Source organism: Clostridium sp. M62/1 (genome assembly GCF_020736365.1).
Taxonomy (GTDB): Bacteria; Bacillota; Clostridia; order Lachnospirales; family Lachnospiraceae; genus Otoolea; species Otoolea saccharolyticum_A.
In genome coordinates this window covers 149,296-164,904 of record NZ_CP085988.1, presented here as the reverse complement: position 1 = coordinate 164,904, position 15,609 = coordinate 149,296, and the positions used below count along the sequence as shown (strand labels likewise).

16 protein-coding genes and 2 tRNA genes are annotated in these 15,609 nt (G+C 50.5%); 7 read left to right on the top strand and 11 right to left on the bottom strand.

Translation table 11 applies throughout. The features are described 5' to 3' along the window. Positions 1–11 precede the first annotated feature (11 nt). Positions 12–740 (bottom strand): TIGR01906 family membrane protein, encoded by a 729-nt coding sequence (locus LK436_RS00935; protein WP_021966034.1) that lies wholly within the window; start codon positions 738–740, stop codon positions 12–14. A gap of 477 nt (positions 741–1,217) precedes the next feature. On the opposite strand from LK436_RS00935, the gene LK436_RS00930 reads away from it, so the two are divergent. Continuing rightward, positions 1,218–1,898 (top strand): HAD family hydrolase, encoded by a 681-nt coding sequence (locus tag LK436_RS00930; RefSeq protein WP_008397702.1) that lies wholly within the window; start codon positions 1,218–1,220, stop codon positions 1,896–1,898. Between the two features lie 183 nt (positions 1,899–2,081). Beyond that, positions 2,082–2,384: a hypothetical protein gene (locus LK436_RS00925; RefSeq protein WP_015544308.1), complete on the top strand. Its 303-nt coding sequence runs from the start codon at positions 2,082–2,084 to the stop codon at positions 2,382–2,384. A gap of 180 nt (positions 2,385–2,564) precedes the next feature. Here LK436_RS00925 and LK436_RS00920 read toward each other — a convergent pair whose 3' ends face one another. Beyond that, entirely contained in the window at positions 2,565–3,485 is a 921-nt protein-coding gene (locus tag LK436_RS00920) for an SH3 domain-containing protein (protein ID WP_008397706.1), read from the bottom strand. A 366-nt stretch (positions 3,486–3,851) separates the two neighbouring features. On the opposite strand from LK436_RS00920, the gene trmB reads away from it, so the two are divergent. The 4 genes from trmB to LK436_RS00900 all read left to right on the top strand — a co-directional run bounded on the left by trmB (position 3,852) and on the right by LK436_RS00900 (position 5,190). Next, a complete protein-coding gene (trmB, locus tag LK436_RS00915; RefSeq protein WP_021966028.1) occupies positions 3,852–4,493 on the top strand; it encodes a tRNA (guanosine(46)-N7)-methyltransferase TrmB in 642 nt (213 codons plus the stop codon). A gap of 96 nt (positions 4,494–4,589) precedes the next feature. Continuing rightward, complete coding sequence (locus LK436_RS00910) at positions 4,590–4,751, top strand: hypothetical protein (RefSeq protein WP_021966027.1); 162 nt, start codon at positions 4,590–4,592, stop codon at positions 4,749–4,751. Between the two features lie 254 nt (positions 4,752–5,005). Next, positions 5,006–5,078 (top strand) — tRNA-Lys (locus LK436_RS00905). 39 nt (positions 5,079–5,117) lie between these two features. Beyond that, a tRNA-Lys gene (locus LK436_RS00900) sits at positions 5,118–5,190 on the top strand. Positions 5,191–5,360: 170 nt separating this feature from the next. Here the strand turns inward: LK436_RS00900 and LK436_RS00895 are convergent. From LK436_RS00895 to LK436_RS00865, 7 genes are all read right to left on the bottom strand, one after another. Continuing rightward, positions 5,361–6,419, bottom strand: a complete 1,059-nt coding sequence (locus tag LK436_RS00895; RefSeq protein ID WP_008397713.1) for a type IV pilus twitching motility protein PilT — start codon at positions 6,417–6,419, stop codon at positions 5,361–5,363. A gap of 27 nt (positions 6,420–6,446) precedes the next feature. Next, positions 6,447–6,914 carry a Uro-adherence factor A gene (locus LK436_RS00890; RefSeq protein WP_008397715.1) on the bottom strand — a complete coding sequence of 156 codons (468 nt, stop codon included), beginning with the start codon at positions 6,912–6,914 and terminating at the stop codon, positions 6,447–6,449. Beyond that, positions 6,911–7,414, bottom strand: coding sequence for a hypothetical protein (locus tag LK436_RS00885; protein ID WP_008397716.1), 504 nt, complete (start codon positions 7,412–7,414; stop codon positions 6,911–6,913). The genes LK436_RS00890 and LK436_RS00885 overlap by 4 nt, the downstream gene beginning before the upstream one ends. Before the next feature lie 11 nt (positions 7,415–7,425). Continuing rightward, entirely contained in the window at positions 7,426–8,031 is a 606-nt protein-coding gene (locus LK436_RS00880; protein ID WP_008397717.1) for a DUF4860 domain-containing protein, read from the bottom strand. Beyond that, positions 8,025–8,378: a hypothetical protein gene (locus LK436_RS00875; protein WP_008397725.1), complete on the bottom strand. Its 354-nt coding sequence runs from the start codon at positions 8,376–8,378 to the stop codon at positions 8,025–8,027. Before LK436_RS00875 ends, LK436_RS00880 begins: the two co-directional genes overlap by 7 nt. 133 nt (positions 8,379–8,511) lie before the next feature. Then, positions 8,512–9,558, bottom strand: coding sequence for a type II secretion system F family protein (locus tag LK436_RS00870; protein WP_044931291.1), 1,047 nt, complete (start codon positions 9,556–9,558; stop codon positions 8,512–8,514). A 33-nt stretch (positions 9,559–9,591) separates the two neighbouring features. After that, positions 9,592–10,500: a transglutaminase-like domain-containing protein gene (locus LK436_RS00865; RefSeq protein WP_008397727.1), complete on the bottom strand. Its 909-nt coding sequence runs from the start codon at positions 10,498–10,500 to the stop codon at positions 9,592–9,594. Between the two features lie 388 nt (positions 10,501–10,888). Here LK436_RS00865 and LK436_RS00860 point away from each other — a divergent pair, with 388 nt between their 5' ends. Continuing rightward, on the top strand, positions 10,889–12,286 hold the full coding sequence (locus LK436_RS00860; RefSeq protein WP_008397729.1) for an MATE family efflux transporter: 1,398 nt from the start codon (positions 10,889–10,891) through the stop codon (positions 12,284–12,286). A 1-nt stretch (position 12,287) separates the two neighbouring features. Here the strand turns inward: LK436_RS00860 and LK436_RS00855 are convergent, their stop codons facing one another. After that, entirely contained in the window at positions 12,288–14,681 is a 2,394-nt protein-coding gene (locus tag LK436_RS00855) for a sensor histidine kinase (RefSeq protein ID WP_044931292.1), read from the bottom strand. 6 nt (positions 14,682–14,687) lie between these two features. Further along, positions 14,688–15,383 (bottom strand): response regulator transcription factor, encoded by a 696-nt coding sequence (locus tag LK436_RS00850; protein WP_044931293.1) that lies wholly within the window; start codon positions 15,381–15,383, stop codon positions 14,688–14,690. Between the last annotated feature and the right edge of the window lie 226 nt (positions 15,384–15,609).

The window sequence follows — 15,609 nt, the reverse complement described above, 5'->3', positions numbered from 1 at the left end:
AGTATATCGGATTATCCTCTGTTAGTAAAGGCCGGAGTGAGCGGTTTTCTCTTCTTCGTGAAGAGGATGAAAGCCAGACAGACAGCAAAGAGAAACAGAACCATCAGGCCAAAGGTAACTCCTATCCTGGCGGCAGTGTCCATAAAGAACGGCTCAGGCACAATGTTAATCAAAAGATCCGTGGCCGGATCGAGAATCCACAGGTCATTGTCAAAGAAGATTTTGTGGAAAATCACAAAGTATTTCGTGAAGTCTGTGGATATAACAGCTGCCAGAACGGCTGTCAGCATGAAAAAGATTCCCGTTCCCGCGCAGAGAGCCCGCGGCAGGACGAAGCGCAGGCTGGCCTTCGATAGAATCAGAAAGATTATGCAGAGAGCGGCAGCGGCAAGGCAGGCAGCCCGCAGATAGAGAGCACCGATAAAGAGCTCTCTCACATCTTCCATATGGGCAATCTCCCTCTCGTTAAAAAATTCCCTTTCCTGCCCGTCCACCACTGTGTCAATGTGCAGATCATCCCTGTTTCCTCTCAGATATGCCATCATCTCCTCTGTGACGTAGAGGAGATCGTCCATCTGCATGTGAACGGTTTCGGGAACCTGGTAGGTTTCATATTCTGTTTCAAAATAGCCTGGCGTCCAGTAAACGACCGCTTCCACCGATGTGATGAGAAAGGCAATCATCAGGCAGAAGGCGCAGACAATGCCGGCCAGCCAGGCAAGGGGCCCTGTGTGTTTCATAATCATGAATCTCCTGTCTGCTGACTTGCGTCAGCTTTATGTTCCAATACAGTTCGGAAAGTGACTAAGCCTCAGCCCGGGACCAGTCTGCCCTGTAAAATGGAAGGCTGAGCTGTTTCAAGTATACCACTAAAGCCGGCGGACGCAAGCGGGACAAGGGAAAATTCATAAAAGTGTTAGAATTTCCAGGGAGGCGCTGTGGAACAGGAGGCATGCGGCGGGATGAGACAGAGCGATACAGAGAAATACAGAGTAATATAGAGCAATACAGAGAGATACACAGAGAACAGCCTGGCCGGCTGCGGATACATCTGTCAAAGACACAAAAAAGTACAAGTCTGAAAAATAGAGTTGAACTGAGCCCGGGGCTTCCCTATACTGTAGGTATGTGCCCGTCAGCGCCTGAGGGGCGGAAAAAAGAATCTGAAGCGGGATAAATACAGAGGATATGTTAGGGAAAGGAGCTTCATAAAAATTATGATAAAAGCAGTGATTTTCGATATGGACGGAGTGATTATTGACAGTGAGGGCGAGTACCTGAAATACATGTATGCGTTTGCCAGAGAAAAGAGGCCGGACATCAGGATCGAGGAGCTTTACGGGACGGTCGGCACGACGAAAAAGGACTGCTGGGACGTGATGGAGAAGGCTCTGAAAACAGGCGAAACCTGGGAGGAGCTGAGGGAGCAGTATCACAGCAGGGGAATCTGGAAAAGGGCATTTGAGGAGGTAGATTACCGCGCCATTTTCAGACCTGAAATTCTGCCGGTGATGGATCAGCTGAGGGAGATGGGACTCAAGCTGGCGGTGGCTTCCTCCACTAATCTGGAACAGGTGGATCATATTCTTACATTGAATCATGTAAAGGAGAGGCTGGAGATTATGGTAAGCGGCGGCATGTTTAAGAGAAGCAAACCGGATCCGGAGATTTATCTCTATACAGCAGAAAAGCTGGGAGCAGAGCCTGGAGAGTGCCTTGTCATAGAAGATTCCACTGTCGGTATCACAGCCGCCAGCCGGGCGGGGATGAAGGTGGCGGCCCTGATCGATAACAGATTTGCCTTTGACAGAAGCCTGGCTTCCTGTGAGATACGTACCCTGACGGAAATACCGGCTCTTGTAAGAACGCTTTTGGGGAATAAAAACACAGAAAAATAAAAAAGTGCTGTAAAAGCATAAAAAATAAAGAACAGAATTATTAAAACTTCATGAATTTTTTGAGAGGCTCTTGATTTTTTAAAAAAAATCACTATACTATGGATATGTCATGAGGAGGCAAACAAAAAACCTCTGTGACAGAATATTTTATAACTTTGTTGTAAAATGAGGAGGAAAAAAATTATGAAGAAAACAGTTTTATTTGCAGCAGCAGCTTTAACAGCATTTGCTTTAACAGCATGCGGAAGCACAGAGACAACTACAGAGACAACAGCAGCAGTTGAGACAACAGCAGCAGCTGAGGAGACAACAGCAGCAGTTGAGGAAGAGACAACAGAGGCAGCTGAGGAGGAGACAACAGAGGCAGCCGAGGAGGAGACAACAGAGGCAGCTGAGGAAGAGACAACAGAGGCAGCTGCAGACGAGGAGACAGAGGCAGCAGCTGATGAGGCTGAGGAGACAACAGAGGCTGAGACAGAGGCTTAATTGTCTGAGCTCTAAATTTCAAAATGCGTTATAGTTTTCTGGGACTCGGGGATTGCCCGGAGGAACAGAAAATTATACATATAAGTAAAATTCACTCTTTCATGAAAAGGGCCGTCGGATTTCCGGCGGCCCTTTTTATGGCAGGTAGCTAAGCAGAGAGCGGCTGCCTGGCCGCAGTCTCTATTCAGCAATCAATTCCAGATATTCTTTTGATACATATCCCTCCTGGCCTTCAAAGGTAATTTTCACCCAGGTATCATCGTAATCCTCTATGTATTCTACCTCCGTCCCCGGGGCCAGCTGACCCAGCTTTGAGGCGCTGGTTGACGGCTCAGAGCGGACATTCAGCGTGTCGCTTGTTCTGTATCGTTTGGCAGGAGCGGCCTCAGTAGTATTCTCCTCAGTAGTCGCCTCTTCAGTGGGAGCGATGGTTTCCAGCTCAATGGGAGCTGTAGTCTCTGCACCGTTCTCATCTCCCGGGTGAACCAGGCGGATAATAAAGATCAGGATGATAATGATCGCAATCGGAATAAAAATCTTCAAAAGGCTTCCCGGATCGATAACCGGTCCGGAGGAACGGGGTCTTCTGCGCCTTGCGGAGGAGGAACCTCCCGCTCTGGAAACAGCCCCCCTGGAACGGGAGGCACTGCCTCTGGAAGGCCGGGAAAGCTGCTCTCTGGATGAGGCGTCCTCCCGGGAAATATCTTCCCTCTGGCGGGGGAGGGGTTTCTTTTTCTTCCCTGTAAAGTCATTTGCGAAGGTGTAGATCTCCTGGGACAGCAGGTGGTAGGCCTGCCCTGCATTATATGCCAGATTATCCTCCTCATGAACCGCCTTGTTTCCTATCATGCGGATTTTGTGATAATGCTCGCAGGTGGTCTTATTGATAATGCCGTTCTCATAGAGGGCGTCGATCATGTCCACAAGAGTGGCCTCTGACACATCAAAGCGCTCACAAAGGCATTTCACCATAAATTCCAGAGTCTGTCTGGCTCTGATCATACATTCATTGTACCGTTTCTGGCCTAACAGCCGTTCTGTATCCTGGAAGCCGTTCTGTATCCTCTCCCAGCTGCCGGTATTTATATTGTCCGTATTCATAAGGCATCTCCTTTACCATTTAATACAATTAATACAAATCACACACTGCTATTATAATATACCTCGACATTTTCTGCATCATTATTTTGAAAAAAATAAAATTTGTAAGGAAATAGTTCATATATTGTCAGAATATAGGGAGTTTTCGGGAAATTCGTGAGAAGAAGAGGGGGAAGGAGGAGCGGAAGGGGGAGCTGAATCAGATACGGGAACAGGGAGAAGAATTAAGAGCGCAGACAGGATAACTTTCTTGCATGTGAGGAAGAGAAATGGTAAGATAGAGGGCGGAAAACAGAGAAGAAAGCAGAATTTCCTGCCAAAAATCGGCAGGAAACAGGAATAAATCGGGAGACAGGAGGAATGAGAATGAGATTACGCCACATACCGGGCGCTGAGGAGGCGATTGCACAGAGCCCCTATGTGATCCAGGAACCAAAGGAGAAAAAGGGCAGATGGAGAGAAGTGTTCGGAAATGACCATCCGATCCACATCGAGGTAGGAATGGGGAAGGGCCGGTTTATCATGGAACTGGCAGAGAGAAACCCAGACATCAACTATATAGGAATAGAGAGATACTCCACTGTACTCTTAAAGGCACTTCAGAAGCGGGAGAAGCTGCCGCTCTCCAATATCTGCTTTATGTGTGTGGATGCAAAGGAGCTGGGGGAGATGTTTGAGCCGGGAGAGGTGAAGAAAATTTACCTGAATTTTTCCGATCCGTGGCCCAAAGACCGCCACGCAAAGCGCAGGCTCACATCGCCGCAGTTTATGGCAGTTTATGATCAGGTGCTCTCAGAGGATGGAGATGTAGAGTTTAAGACAGACAACCGGGGACTGTTTGAGTACTCTCTTGAATCTATCCCGGAGTCAGGCTGGAAGGTGAGGGAATATACCTTTGATCTTCACAACAGCCCCATGGCCGAGGGAAATGTGATGACAGAGTATGAGGAAAAGTTCTCCTCCAGAGGTCAGGCCATCTGCAAGCTGTCAGCTGTCCGCGGCAAATAGAGGGAAGGATGCAGAAAAATCCGAGGCGGAGGCAGAGTCGGCTCTGTGCGCTTATATCTTGACTGTGCATAAAATAAGGCGAGGAGAGAGGAAGGGATGAGGCCTGTGAGCCTGAAGAAAAAGATTATCCGTTCACTGTCCATCGCCACCTGCGACAAGGCAGAGCTCAATAAGGCAGTACTCCACTACAAGCGCTGTTTTGAGGAAGCAGGAAAGGCTCTTGGGAAGGGCTGTGCAAAGAAGTGCCGCCGCAGATAGCAAAAGAGAGCAGGGAAAAATACGAAAGAAAAATCTGCCTTTCCCTTTGTTTTATTTTGCCAGGGAGAAAAAATGCAACAGTTCAGCCATATATCTTCTTGCCCGCTTAAAGCGGGCGGGGAAGCGCATGGCTGAACTGTAACAAAAAAATAAATAAAAAATAAAAAAAGTATTGACTTTTTCATAATGGAGAGGTATACTAATTTGCGTGTTACAGGACAGGCTTCAGAAACCTGCCGGAAACAACAGAATATGCGCCTTTAGCTCAGCTGGTAGAGCAGTAGACTCTTAATCTATTTGTCCAGGGTTCGAGTCCCTGAAGGCGCACTGGGAATTTCCCTGATATAACATAAAACAACAGAATACGCGCCTTTAGCTCAGCTGGTAGAGCAGTAGACTCTTAATCTATTTGTCCAGGGTTCGAGTCCCTGAAGGCGCACTGAAAGCACTGATTTTGGCGACTGAGAGCGCTGGGATCGGTGTTTTTTTCTTTTGTCGAATCTTTACTGCCTGCAAAGAGGAGAGAGGCGCCCGGGAGGCTGTGCACCCGGCGCTGGGAAAGCGGACCCTTTCAGGGGTTCAGGGCGCCGGGTGCGGCCTGCCATGGGTCTAGCCCAGGCGCATCTTCATCTGTTCAGGATTTAAGCTGTAATTTATGCAGGTTTCCTTTGTGATAAGTCCCTGCTGAAGATATCTCAGAAGACTGCTGTCCAGGCTTACCATGCCCTCCGCCATGCTGGTGGCGATGACATTCTGGATCTGGTGGATCTTTGACTCCCGGATCATGCTGCGGATAGCCTCATTGACGAACATAATCTCGAAGGCCGGAATCAGGGAACCGTCTGCAGCGGGAACCAGCTGCTGTGACACAACGGCTTTTAAAACCATAGCCAGCTGAACGCGCACCTGCTGCTGTCCGTCAGCCGGGAAAACGTCGATAATGCGGTCGATGGTGTTGGCGGCTCCGATGGTGTGGAGGGTGGAGATCAGCAGATGGCCTGTCTCTGCCGCAGTCATGGCTGTCTGGATGGTTTCGTAGTCCCGCATCTCGCCTAAGAGAATAACATCCGGCGCCTGGCGCAGGGAGGCCCTCAGGCCGTCCACATAGGAGGCGGTGTCGTGGCCGATCTCCCGCTGGGTAACCACAGAGTGCTGATGATGGTGAAGGTACTCGATGGGATCCTCCAGGGTGATGACATGGGCGTTTCTCGTCTGGTTGATACGGTCGATGATGCAGGCCAGAGTCGTGGATTTTCCGCTGCCCGCTGCGCCTGTCACCAGCACCATGCCCTTTTTCATGGAGGCGATGTTTAAGACGGTCTCCGGTATATGGATGTCTGCGGGATTTGGAAGATCGAAGCGGACAATCCGGATGACTGCTGCCAGAGAGCCCCTCTGTTTCATCACGCTTGCGCGGAACCGGGAAAGTCCCACAATGGAGAAGGAGAAATCATCGTCTCCCAGCGTCATAACCCTGGACATGTCCCGGCTGCCGCTGAGGGTGTAGATTTCCCGGATGTAATTGTCCATCTCTGCAGGGAAGATTTTTTCCTCCCCTATATTTTCGATTCGGCCGTTAATTTTGAGAGCCAGAGGCATTCCTGGGATCATAAAGATGTCGGATGCCTGTCTTTCCACGGCGTCTTTAAAAAATTCTTTGATATTCATAAAATTCTCCTGTATAAGTGATCCTGACTAATCTGCCTGGGTCCCATCAGCTTTCTCGTCCGACTGTCCCGTCCAGACAGGAAGGCGGGTGTCGATGGCGTAATCTTCACTGTTGTAGACGCGGGAGGAGATAAGCCGTCCTTCTGAAACGCTGTAACGGGCAAGGAGCGACTGGCCCTGGGACATGGGGATGGTGAGAGTCAGTATGCCCTCCTCGCCGGATGCCTCCACAGAGGCGTCCTCGGGCAGACTCTCCCGTCTGGCCGCCGCTTCCTGAATGGAAAGTCCCTGGATGTCCGAGAGCCATCTCTGGACCTGGGCGTCTGCGCTGTAGAAGGCCTGAACAGACTGGGCTCTTCTCTCTGCAAAAGAGAGGGAGGAGCGGGCATCACTGAGGCTCAGCAGGGAAAAGACGGACAGACACAGGATAATCAGGATCAGAACAATGGAGGCCGTGCCGATATTGATCCGGCTTACTTGTCTTGTCTCTCTCATGACTGTCCTCCTTTCCCGGATTCCTGCAAAATCTCTCCGGACATCATGTGGCTTCCCTCCAAGGTGTATATGGTTTCCTGGTGAGGAGACATGACTGCGGCGTTTATCGTTACATTTAAAAGACTGCCGTCCAGTCTGCTGTCCACAAAAAGAGCAGCGTGGACTCCTGGCAGGTTTGCAGAATCCTCAGACGGTGTTTTATCAGATATCAGGGCAGGATCTGAGAGGCTCCCGTCTTCAGGGAGAGGATTCCAGCTGTCATCAAAACAAACGATCCAGGAGCCTTCCCTCCCCAGCAGAAAAGTCTGCTCCATCTCATTTTCAGCGGCCATGACCGCCTGGTTCAGGTCCTCTGCCCGACGGCTCATGGAGTCAGCCTTTACAAAGGCCAGAACGAAAATACAGGCAGCTACGGCGAAGAAGCCGCAGACCCAGAGCATTTCCATCAGGAAGGCGTAGGAAGGCCGCCTGTTTCGAGTGGTATATTTTTTCTGAAGCATAATTGTCCTCCTTAGTATCCGGCATTTCCGGCGCTTTCAGCCGGATGAAGGCTGGTGCTGCCTGTAAAAGTCCCGCCGGAGCTTCTCAGAAGGAGAGAGACCCTGCGGTCTTCCTCCTGAGTCTCTGAGCCTTCTGAGGCAGCGGGACTGCCGGAAGAGGTTTCGCTTTCCGGGGAGGACTGACAGATGGTCAGCAGTTTTTTTCCGCCCTGATCTTCTAAAAGGAAGGTAAGCTTTGGACAGCTGCTGATCTCAAGTCCGTCGGCTGTGGTCAGCCCGCTGTCTTTGGGGGTGAAAAGCTCTCTCAGTGTTCCGTCCAGGGTGTAGATCCACGTTTCATAGAGACTTCCGTTGATCTGCGAGGTGAGGACAAGCACAGAGGTATCTCCCTCATCCCGGACTTCCACCGCGCCGGTTTCGTCGGCCTGCCTTACCTTGTTTACCACATAGCTGAGGGCTGTATCCCGATAGAAGGACTCATTGTCCCTGGCTCTGATATTTTCATAGACACGGCTTCCGATCAAAACAGTGAAAATGGAGCAGAGCAGAAAGACAAAGAGGAGGAGCATGGAGAAAAGCAGCTCTGTTCTGCCGGAATTCTGCGTTCGTTTTACCATGTTTCATCTCCTTTCTCCTCCTCTGCGACGGGAAGAACGGTGATGTCGGGTATTACGTTGCTGGCCCAGCCGTCGTAGAATACATGATAGCGGTCTCTGTCAATGACGATTCCATAGTGCTCTTCCAGATATTCCACGCTTGGCGGATAGCGCCCCTCAATGGCATAGCACTGGACGCTTGCCCGTCTTATGGCGTCCCTCAGGGACATCAGGCTCTCCTCCTCGCTTCTCCTCTGCATGGCGTTCATACAGAAGAGAGAGAAGAAGAGAATGGCAAAAAAGATGAGGAAGGACAGAAGGTATCCTGCAAATCCCCTCTTTTTTTTCTGAACTTGTACGTGCAGCATATCAATTCTCCTGTCTCAGATTCCCAGACTGCGTTCAAAGGGCAGTGCTTTCCAGGCGAAAGCCTCTGAATGCACAGGCTGGTTCTGCAATATTTAAAAGGCGTTTTTGCCGGATATCCCGGCAGATATTCTGCTATCCGATGGAGGAGAGAATTCCTGCCAGCGGAAGCATGACAGACAGAAGGACAAGCCCCACTGCAACTGCCAGCACCGAGACGATGGCAGGCTCAAGCCTTGCAATCAGACTGTCAAGGGCATCAGAGGAGCGCTCATCATAGTCCTCCTCCAGCTCACGCATAACGGTTTCCAGCTGTCCGGCCCTGCTTCCGATGCGGATCATCTGCAGATCAAAGCCGGAAAACAGACCGGAGGGTTCGATAGAGTCGTAGAAGGCCTTTCCTGATTCCAGCTCCTTTTCGCAGGCTCTGACTCCGGGAAGCACAGAATCGTTGTCCACCAGTGCGGCAGCCATACGGCAGCCCTCGGCCATGTTCATTCCGCAGTGAAGCGTCATTGCCATGACAGAGCAGAAGCGGCGCAGGGCAGAGAGCTTCGCAATGGAGGAATGGTTTTTAATGGAGCGCAGAAGGCGGTGCGACAGGCTGCTTTCCTGGCCGGGCCGGCTGGTAAGCCGGACGACGGCGAAGGCAGCTATGAGCACTGCTGCAAAGACGAGAGCCGCGCCGCTTAAGATACCTCCGAACTGGATAGCCGCCTGGGCGGCGTCCGGTATGGAGGTTCCCAGCTGTTCATAGACACCGGAAAAGATCGGCATCACCCTGGTGAACAGGATAAACAGGATCACAAGGAGCATCACGATCATGATGGCGGGGTAGGTGACGGCACGGCGCAGATTTTCGCCGAGCCGGTATTCCCTCTCATAGAACCGGGACAGATGCTCCATGGTTTCATCCAGAGTACCTGTGCGCTCCCCCAGCACAGTCATCTGGGTTACATAAGCCGGAAAGCAGCCGGCCTCGCTGACGGCCTCGCTGAAGGGAAAACCCATGCGCAGCTTATCGGACATGGCGGTGAGAATTTCCTTCTCGCGGGGCGATGATGCGTCCTCGGCCATGACGGAGAGCCCCTCATAGAGAGGCACTGCCGATTTTAAGAGAATAGAAATTTGCATACAGAAGCCGGACAGGGAAAGTCCGGTAAATGGTACGGATTGTTTCATAGTATGATTCCTCTTCTGGGATCAGTCTCCCTTTTAGTAAGTGAATTTTGCCTGATAGTTTGCCGGATTCGTAATGTAGCTGGTGATGGCTGCGTTGCCTTTTCCGCTGGACGCAAAGGTCGGATCCATGTACCGCCAGTTTACGCCGTCGAAGTAGATAATATTGTCAACCCAGCCCTGTCCGGTTACATACACGCTTACCCATGCATGGTAGGCGCCGCCGGTGTATCCGATCACAAGTTTGGTCGGAATGTCCTGGGAGCGGAGCATGGAGGTCATGACTGCCGCATAGTCGAAGCAGATGCCGGTTTTTGACGCCAGCGTAGAATCCGGTACGGGCAGGTATCCGCTCTGTACAGTTGCAGCCTTCTGGTAGTCGTAGGAAATATTGTCCACCGCATAATTATATATGGCCTGTACCTTTGAGAGCGGATCAGAGATTCCGGCTGTGATGGAGGCCGCTGTGGAGACTACCGCGGAGTCTGCGCGAAAGTTGCAGAACTGGTTGGGATAGAGGAAGGGGGACAGCTCGTCAGCCAGATTCACATTGATGGTCTGACTCATGACCTGGGCGTAGGAGGTTCCCTGAACCTGCTGGAATACCTTGACAGTGTAAGTTCCGCTTCCCTCTGTCAGCGGGAATACCTCATAATTTCCGCTGGCATTCAGATCATAGGTGTAGTCTGTGCCCTTTGTAATTCTTACTTTAATGCGTGATGTGCCGCCGGTATATTTTACCATGACATAGCCCTGAGACGCGTTGGAGGCGTCGATGACAGCGTTTCCGTTTGAGTAGGTGACGGAGCCGGAGGCTTCCGGTGTCCTCACCTGGGCAAATACCGGCGTGCAGATTAATGCGGCAGCAGAAAGACCCAGAATCACTGCATTTCTGGTCTTTTTCAGGCCTTTCTGAAGACTGCGGCGCAAAGTTTTTCGAAACATAGATAATCACCTCTCAGTGCATTGATAATATAAAGAAACAAGCTTCCCTTTTTTCATTATATATGGAAGCGGGAGCATTGTCCATGCTGCAGACAGAAAAACAGACATAAAAATATGAAGAGAAAGGCAGCAGAGGCTGTGAGAAAGCAGGCGGTTGCCATATGTTTGAAAGAGGGATGCCGTATTTGTGAATTTATCTGTATGAATTGAAAAAGACAGTGGTTTTGGGTATACTATAACTGCCGAAAATGGCTTTCATGCAGTCAAAATTGTATGGGATCATTAAAGACAGGTCAGGAAGTTGATAAAGGCGGTTTTCAGCCAGCATACTCAGACCGGGTCCCGCTTCATACATGGATTCTGATATCAACACAGGAGAATTTCACAAATGTCACAGGCAGTTAAAGCAAAAAAGAAAACCTGCAGTATGCTCACCGATCATCCGGGAAAGGCCCTTTTACTCTTTGCCTTCCCCATGATTCTGGGCAATCTGTTCCAGCAGTTTTACAATATTATGGACTCCGTTGTGGTGGGGCAGTTTGTCAGTGAAAATGCCCTGGCCTCCGTGGGAGCCTCCTACGCCATAACCAATGTGTTCATCGCCGTGGCCATCGGCGGAGGGACGGGAAGCTCTGTAATCATCTCACAGTTTCTGGGAGCGGGCCAGATTACAAAAATGAAAACAGCCGTCTCCACAACCCTGCTTAATTTTCTCGTTATCAGCGTTTTTCTGGGAGTGTTCGGACTGGCATATAGCGACAGGATTCTGGCGCTGATGAATGTGCCGGGCAATATCTTTGAGGATGCGGCCCTGTATCTGAGCATTTATTTTCTGGGTCTGCCGTTTCTCTTTATGTACAACGTCCAGGCGTCGGTGTTTAACTCTCTCGGAGATTCCAGGACGCCCCTTTGGCTCCTCATCTTCTCCTCGCTGTTAAATATCGTGCTGGATCTGCTGTTTGTCATTCAGTTTGGCATGGCAGTCCGGGGCGTGGCTGTTGCCACTCTGATTGCTCAGGGACTCTCGGCTGTGCTGTCCTTCTGCCTTCTGATGAGAAAGCTCAGAGGCTATGAACACAGGAGAGAGGAATTCCGGTTTTATGACAGGGGAATGATGCTCTCCATGGTAAAGGTGGCGATCCCCTCCATCCTGCAGCAGTCTATTGTGCAGATGGGAATCCTTCTGGTGCAGTCGGTGGTGAACACCTTCGGCTCCTCTGCCATTGCCGGGTACTCGGCAGGAACCAGAATCGAGTCTATCTCCATCGTGCCCATGCTGGCGATTGGAAATGCCATGTCCACCTTTACAGCCCAGAATATAGGGGCCGGGAATGAAAAGCGCGTCAGAGAGGGATACAGAACCTGCTATTTCGCCCTTGCAGCCTTTGCAGCAGCTCTCTGTGTCCTGACCCAGAGCTTCGGAAGCCTGTTTATCTCTGCGTTTCTGGACGCTGAGGTCAGCGAGGAGGCTTTCAGCGTGGCTATGTCCTACGCGGACTTTATCTCGTTTTTCTATATTCTGATCGGGCTGAAGGCCACAACAGACGGCCTTTTAAGGGGAGCAGGGGATGTGACTGTATTTACCGTCTCCAATCTGGCCAACCTGACCATCCGCGTGTTTGTGGCCAGCTTCTTTGCTCCCCGCTATGGGCTTGAGTTCGTGTGGTACGCCGTTCCGCTGGGCTGGGCCACAAACTATGCCATATCCTTTGGGTGGTATCTGACAGGCCACTGGAAACGGATCCGGCTGATTGAGGGAGGGGAAAAAAGACCTTACAGGGCCTAAGCTAAGGAGTCTGACCTTCGCTTTCAGCCCTGCCTTCGTCATCCTCTGTCTTTGCTTCCGCTGTTTTGGGCAGGACTTTAGGCGGAACTTCTGCCACAGGAAATGCCACTCTTGCCTTAAAGAGATCGCCGTCGATATAGATTTCAAAGCTTCCGCCCTGAAGCTGTGTCAGACTTCTGGCGATAGAGAGTCCCAGGCCGCTCCCCTCCGTAGTCCTTGCCACATCGCCGCGGACAAACCGCTCAGTCAGCTCCTCGGCCTTGATATTCAGAGGGCTGGCAGATATGTTTTTAATGGTAAATACAGCCATGGAGTTCTCCACTGACACATCCGCATAGATCCGGCTTCCCTCCAGAGCATACTTAAAGGCGTTGTTATAGAGGTTTTCCAGAACCCGCCAGAGTCGGCGGCCGTCCGCCTCGATAAAGACACTTCGCTCCGGAGCGGAGGTAATGAGATCCAGCCGTCGGCTTATAAACTTCTCCTCAAATTCTCCGTTCGTCTGATAGATCAGCTCAATGAAATCCAGTCTGCTGATGTCGAGCTTTAAATTTCCCGAGCTGGCCTTGGAGGCCTCCACCAAATCCTCTGTGAGATTTTTCAGGCGGTGGGATTTCTGTTCCAGCACTTCCAGATAGCGCTGAATCTTCTCATCCTGGATGTTTTCCCGCTTGATTAAATCTACATAGTTGATAATGGAGGTTAGGGGTGTCTTGATATCATGGGACACATTTGTAATCAGATCCGCCTTGAGCCGCTCACTTTTTACTTTTTCGGAGAGAGCCGCTTCAAGTCCCTGGCTGACATTGTTCAGGTTTTCCGCTGTCTCCCGTATCTTGCCTGAAAACTGGGAGATATCTACCTGATAGGTGGTTTCTCCTCCAGCCAGATGGCGGATGGCAAGATCCAGCCTGTCCCTGTCGGCAGCCCGCCTGAACATCAGATAGAAGATCCACAGGTTTACACAGAGCCATAAAAGCAGGAGCATGCCGATTATGATCTTTAAGGTCAGAGTCAGGATATGCCACTTCAGGTACAGGTAGGAGGCGGTCACCAGAAGCACCGTGTTGGCGATCTGGTAGGCGATAAAGGCAGCTGATAGCTGGCCGGCAAAGGTCTGGCCTGTAAAGAAGACGGAAAGTCTGTCGCCGAGCTTTCGAATCAGGCTGTTTTTCCAGAGTATTCCAGCCTTGCAGCGTCTGAGCAGGCTGAACAGCCCGATGAGGCATACCAGATAGACAATGGCTGTGTAGATCACCTTTTCTCCCACATCCCAGGATTCCTCAGGAAGGGTCAGATGTGCGATTCTCACCAGAGTGTATCTCCCTGCCAGAAGTGAGGCTCCCGCCAGAAGGATGAGAAGGATCAGACCTGTTTCCGTGCTGGTCTGGTCAAAGGGGGAAAGGGTAATGCGGCTGTCTCCATACTCCTGTTTTCCGGACACTGAAAGCAGGTACAGGAGGGAGGCGGCTGCCGTCAGGCCTCCAACCACCATCAGAGCAAAACCCAGAAAGTAGTAATTCTGCATTCTGACATAATGGTTATAATTGTCTGCATAGGGATCTGACACTGGATAGGAGGTGTCAAGGGCAGCCAGCAGATAGTAGGTTTTTGTGTCATAGGGATTGCCTGCCGACAGGGCCGACACAGTGTCCAGATCGATAAAACGGAAGTTTGTGTCATAAAACACAGAGTTGCCCTGAAGACAGGCGTAGCGTCCATAAGTCTTGGCCTGCTCTAACGTCAGTGTACTGTCGTTTGAGAAGGATGTGATACGCTTTGGCTCTGACTCGCTGTCTATGTACTCGATCCTGAAATGCAGGTTGCTGGGACTTTCTATGAGCCGTTTGTAAGTACTGTAGTAACGGTTCAGGGTGTTTATGATTTCAAGGGAAATCTCCTCCAGAGAGCAGTGGCGCATCCCATCTTTCAGAGAGGTGTAATATATATCTGGTTCGCTGGCAGACCAGGCGACATATCCCATGGCGGGCTTCCTGTTTTCGTCCACAGAAACGGGTATGCACTCAAAATCTCCGTTGAGAGAGTACCCCAGAGACTGAAGATACTTGATAATGTCGTTCAGCGAATAGGAGCGGGTGTCATTGGGGCCGAAGGTCATCTCGAGCATCGTTTTTGAGATGTCAATGGAACCTCCTGTGGCAAAAATCTCATTATATTCCATGTATTGGAAAATATCGGCCAGATCGTCATTGAAATACTGGGTAAATTCGTCCGTGTCCTCGTAGACGCTGCTGTGAATCCGGGTGATGCCCACTCCCAGATTGTCGTTCAGGTACATCGTTCCAACGCCTGCAAACATCAGCGCAAGAAAGAGAAGATGGATGACACAGACAATCGTCTTATGGTTTTTTAAATTTAATCTGCGGTTCATCATATCCACCTACTGCTTTTCAATCTTATATCCTACGCCCCAGACAACCTTAAGATAGCGGGGCTCTCGGGGATTAATCTCGATTTTTTCACGGATGTGACGGATGTGCACAGCCACGGTATTGTCTGCTCCGATGGCCTCCTCGTTCCAGATTTCCTCGTAGATCTGATCAATCGAGAATACCTTTCCTGCATTTTTTACGAGAAGGAGGAGAATGTTATACTCGATAGGCGTCAGCTTGATCAGCTCGCCGTCCACCAGAACCTCCTTGTTCTCATCATTGATCTGAAGGCCGCCGCACTTATATACGCGGCTGTCGGACTGGGTATGCATATTTCCCAGCTGTGTGTAGCGGCGAAGCTGGGATTTGACGCGGGCTACCAGCTCGAGGGGGTTGAAGGGCTTGGTAATGTAGTCATCCGCCCCGATATTCAGTCCCAGGATCTTGTCAGAATCCTCTGACTTGGCGGACAGAATGATAATCGGTATACTGCTGGTTTCCCTCACTTTGAGCGTGGTTCTGATTCCGTCAAGGCCGGGCATCATCACGTCCACAATCATGAGGTTCACCTCATGTGTTTTGAGAAGCTCCAGAGCCTCCAGACCGTCATAGGCCTTGATCACCTCAAAGCCCTCTCCGGTCAGATAAATATCTATAGCCTCGACAATCTGTCTGTCGTCATCGCATACCAGGATTTTCTGCATTATGTAAACCTCCTTTTGAATGATAGTACTATGGTTCTTATGATTTCTTATTATACATTTTCCTGCCTCAAAAAGGTACTGGTTTTTTTCGTTCTGATAAAAATGACAGAGGGCTGCCGTTTCCATATTTATATGGGGGAAGGTTCAGCCTGCTCAGCCTGCGCCTGCCTGAGCAGGTTATCCCCGGAACTTTTGCATTTCAGAGAGGTACTTTGCCGTATAAATC